We start from the raw sequence: 4,223 nt of genomic DNA, 5'->3' as shown, positions 1-4,223 counted from the left end.
GTTCTGCCTCCAACCCTTCTAATTTCTGAAGTAAAGCTGTTTTATCTTCGTTACTCTTCTCAGAAAAATCCGAGCTAGCTAACTTTGTATTTTGTTCAATATTTAGTTGCGCTTCAGGCTTACGATCACTTTGAGATATTGAAGAGTTCTTTGATTTGTATATCCCAGAAATCCTACTGGCCTTTAACCCTATTAGCATTGAGATAATATCTTGATAGAGCTCAAAATAATTAAGACTTGAGACGTTCACCAAAGAGAAGTCATTAAGAAAATCGTTTTCGTTAGCACTCAGTTTTTCTGGATGCAACCAATCGCTGTTATAAATATGCTCAATGACCAGCTTGGTTTTATCAGCTTGGTTAATCCGCTTGTCAGCCAAGCTAATTGCTAAATCATCCTGCAGCTCAACCAACAAAACTACTGGATAAGGAATTAAGGTATGCAATAGCTTGGTTATATTTGTGAGTCTGTCTTTGTGCTTCTTACCAGCTTTTAGCACAACACGTATTACCGCTACTTCTAGGTATTCAACTGTATCAGTCACATACATAGAAATATTAACTGTGTCTGGCTTCAGGGTATTGCGCCATTCTATAGATTGAATAACATCCGTGACTAATTTTTTATCATGACTACTAAGCTCATTGTTATCTATAAGCATTTTTTTAGTGATGCGCGTACCGAGGAATGTAGACTCAGGAAGCTTTAAGTGGTCACATACCTTGTCTATTAAATCAACACGAACTTTAGAATGATTTTTTTCTGCAGGAGCAGCTCGAAAATCTATATATTCCATCATAGGACAACCATATAGCTTATCACTTCAAAGTCATTCACGTTTTGAGTGCTAGATGCTGATAAGACAGTTCCACCTCTATTAAATAGGCTTATGGCACCAATCTCTTCACTTTTACCAGCAATATTTTCCACTGCTTTCGCTAAAAGATTTTGATAATGTTTCATCTGTTTACCGTTTTTAGTTCTGCTAGCAAACTCTTGATAAGCTGGGCTAGACTGGCTAACCTCGGTTAGCTCTGACCCTAGCTTTTTACATAGATCAAGAATGTTCTTGGACTGGGTAAAGGAAAGTAAGACCTCTTCTTCATCAGAGACATAAACAAGATAGTAAGGTGCTAGCGAGTAGCTGTCTTCAACTTGCACTTTACCTTTGATATCTTTTAGACAGAAAATAACACCTGATTCAACCTCATCCTGTAATCCTGCAAACTGGCTTGATTCTGATTTAAATGCTTCTTTAGATATAATCACAGGAGCGAATAAACCAATTGGAGTTTGCTCTAGCAAGCTAGTATTATCTTGCTCATTATTACTAATAAATCCTGTCAAATCCATTCTAAAGTCATTGAGAGTGAGATCCGTGATCGATACACCACCAGATATTTCCTCAAGGTCTACGACGGCATTCTGAAGCTGCTCAAGCTGCTTTCTGCGATACTCAAGGTCATTCATCCCTTTATTGATTTTGGGGTCTTGCTCAATTATATTTTCTTCACCTGTTGCTGAAATATCAAGCAAGACCATTCGACCACTAACTCTAGCTTCAAGATTAATATACTCATCTAATTCCATGTTTGGCCAAAAGTTAACCAGCTGAATGACATCATTGGTTGAACCCAAACGATCAATACGTCCAAAGCGCTGAATGATACGAACTGGATTCCAATGGATATCATAGTTGATAAGATAATCACAGTCTTGAAGGTTCTGACCTTCTGAAATACAATCAGTAGCGATTAAAATATCAATCTCTTCTTCAAACTCAGGGAATACTTTGTCACGTTCTTTCGATTTAGGTGAGAAGTGAGTAAGAAGGCTGTTCAAGTCTGTTTTGAACTTCTTACCATCAGTTCCACGTAAAGTCGTCTCTGTACGTTGCCCTGTAATGATTGCTGAATGGAGACCTAGCTCTTGCTTGGCCCATGGAGAAATATTTTTATATAGGTGTTCCGCTGTATCAGCAAATGCTGTAAAAATGATTACTTTTTTATTATTCTCGTTTATCGGGTTTTTACATTTATCAGAATAATTACTTTTTAGCATCGCTAGCTTCGCATCTCGTGCTGCATCTATACTTTTGGATACACGTAAGATTTCTTGAAGAAAAACACTATCCGCTTCTAAATCTTGAGTAAATCTAATTAAATCTACATCCTGAATTCGAACCTTTGTTTTATTTCCAATTAGGTATGGGGCTAACTCTGGAGACTCAAATTCGAGGTCGTCAATTTCTTCAATTGATGGAGCCATAAACTCTTCTGTCTGCTCATTCATCAGGTTGGAGTCAAAATTCTCTATTTTTTCTAGCAACACATTCACTTGCGTCAGTAACTTTTCTAGCGTTAATGTGAACGAGTGAATTGAGCTCTCCATGCGCTTTAATAAATTAATACGGATAAGATGAATTAAGCTTTCTTCACGATCAATCTGCTTAAATACACTTTTTCCGCCCTTAACCTCTTGGTCATACCTTCGAGCGTATTCAGCTTTTTTATCTACTCTGACGTACTTTATTGGTGAGTAGAACGCTAAAGATAGCCTACGGATATTTTTATTTACTTCTTCTAAAGGTGGGAACTGATCCTTTAGGTCTATTGAAGCCTTAAGGTTGATTGGTAGCAGACGTGTAGGGAATTTCCCCATGTCTGAGGTTCCATAATACTTTTCAATATGTTTGCGAGAACGAGCAATAGTATAAATATCAAGCAACTTAAAATAATCAAAGTTCATTGAATCAAGCAAATCTTTTGAAGTACGCTCATCAGGATCTTGTTCTGCCCACTTTGAAAACCTTGTTTGAGCTTGCTTTAAAGTTCCTTCAATACTGCTAATGCCATGATCTAGCAAAGCATGGTCATTTGCTTCTGTAATAAAAGCCACTTGGTTTTTCATATCATTCAAGCGGTTATTTACTGGTGTAGCAGAAAGCATCAGTACTTTCGTTTTTACACCAGCTTGAATGATATCCTCAAGTAACCTTTGATAGCGATTACGCCCATCTTTTTTAGGATTATTATTCCTAAAATTATGCGACTCATCGATTACAACGAGGTCATAGTTACCCCAATTAATAGTTTCAAGATTTATATCTCCTGAGAACCCAGTGGTACGACTCATGTCCGTATGGTTTAGCACATCATAATTAAAACGGTCGCTTGCAAGTAAGTTACGCTTATCGTTCTGTGTATAGATCAACCAATTATCACGCAATTTTTTTGGACAGAGAACTAAGACCTTATCATTACGAAGCTCATAGTACTTAATTACAGCAAGCGCCTCGAATGTTTTACCCAAGCCTACACTATCAGCAATAATACATCCGTTAAAATGTTCCAGCTTGTTGATTGCACCTAATACGCCATCCTTTTGAAACTTATAGAGCTTATTCCAAACGATAGTATCTTTAAAACCTGTTTTGACTTTTAAAATTTTATCTTCTTGCAACTCACCAATAAAGCCTTTAAAGATACTGTATAAAGTAATGAAATAGATAAATTGCGGTGTTTGATCCGAGGTTAGCTTTGCTAATTCTGCTTGATAAAGCTCTTTAGCTTCTTTGACTTGCGCTTTGCTACTCCAAACTCGATTAAAGAAAGCAAGCAACTCTTTGGCTTGATCAGCACTAGCAAGGGTTATCATATCAAAACCCTTAGATTCAGTTAGACCCAAACCTTGACCGTTAAATTGAGCCCCGTTGATAGCAACCGATTCAGATATTGAATCTACATGTATAACATGCTGATGAACTGCACCAATCTGTTGCACCAGTCGAATTGATGCTTTTTCTTTTAACCAATGTGCAAAATCTTGAGCTATTACCTTTTGTTTTAGCTGATTACGAAACTTATTTTCTAGCGCTGTACCATTCAACGCACCAAATGGAGACTCAGTATCTGATGAGCTTAAATAATCAAACCCTTTGGCTTGAGAAAAAAGCAGTCGAGCTGAATCAACTTTATCAAGTGATTCTTTTAAATGTTCGTATGCGTATATAGAGAAGAGGCCTGTCATTACTGCAAGCTTGTCATTATCTTGAATCGAGCTAATAAGAGTATCGGATACTTTTTCTACTACGTTATCTATTAGCATATTGATTAGATACCTTTTTCTTTAAATTTAGTTTCTTATCTAGTAGCGTGTCTAGCTCAACTAGGTGAACCAAGCTGTTATTAATTACTCTAACTGACCATCAGAATCTATCCGTA

The 4,223-nt window shown here is 36.9% G+C and carries 2 protein-coding genes; both read right to left on the bottom strand.

What is annotated here, in order from left to right; translation table 11 throughout:
• Positions 1-799: DUF4391 domain-containing protein (locus tag ACT3TU_RS13605; RefSeq protein WP_444784490.1), on the bottom strand; the 799-nt coding region annotated here is incomplete at its 3' end.
• Entirely contained in the window at positions 796-4,107 is a 3,312-nt protein-coding gene (locus ACT3TU_RS13600; protein WP_192523829.1) for a helicase-related protein, read from the bottom strand. The genes ACT3TU_RS13600 and ACT3TU_RS13605, both read right to left, overlap by 4 nt.
• Positions 4,108-4,223 lie beyond the last annotated feature (116 nt).

Source organism: Psychrobacter sp. AOP3-A1-26 (assembly GCF_052378235.1).
Classification (GTDB): domain Bacteria; phylum Pseudomonadota; class Gammaproteobacteria; order Pseudomonadales; family Moraxellaceae; genus Psychrobacter.
This window is presented reverse-complemented; position numbering and strand designations above follow the sequence as displayed.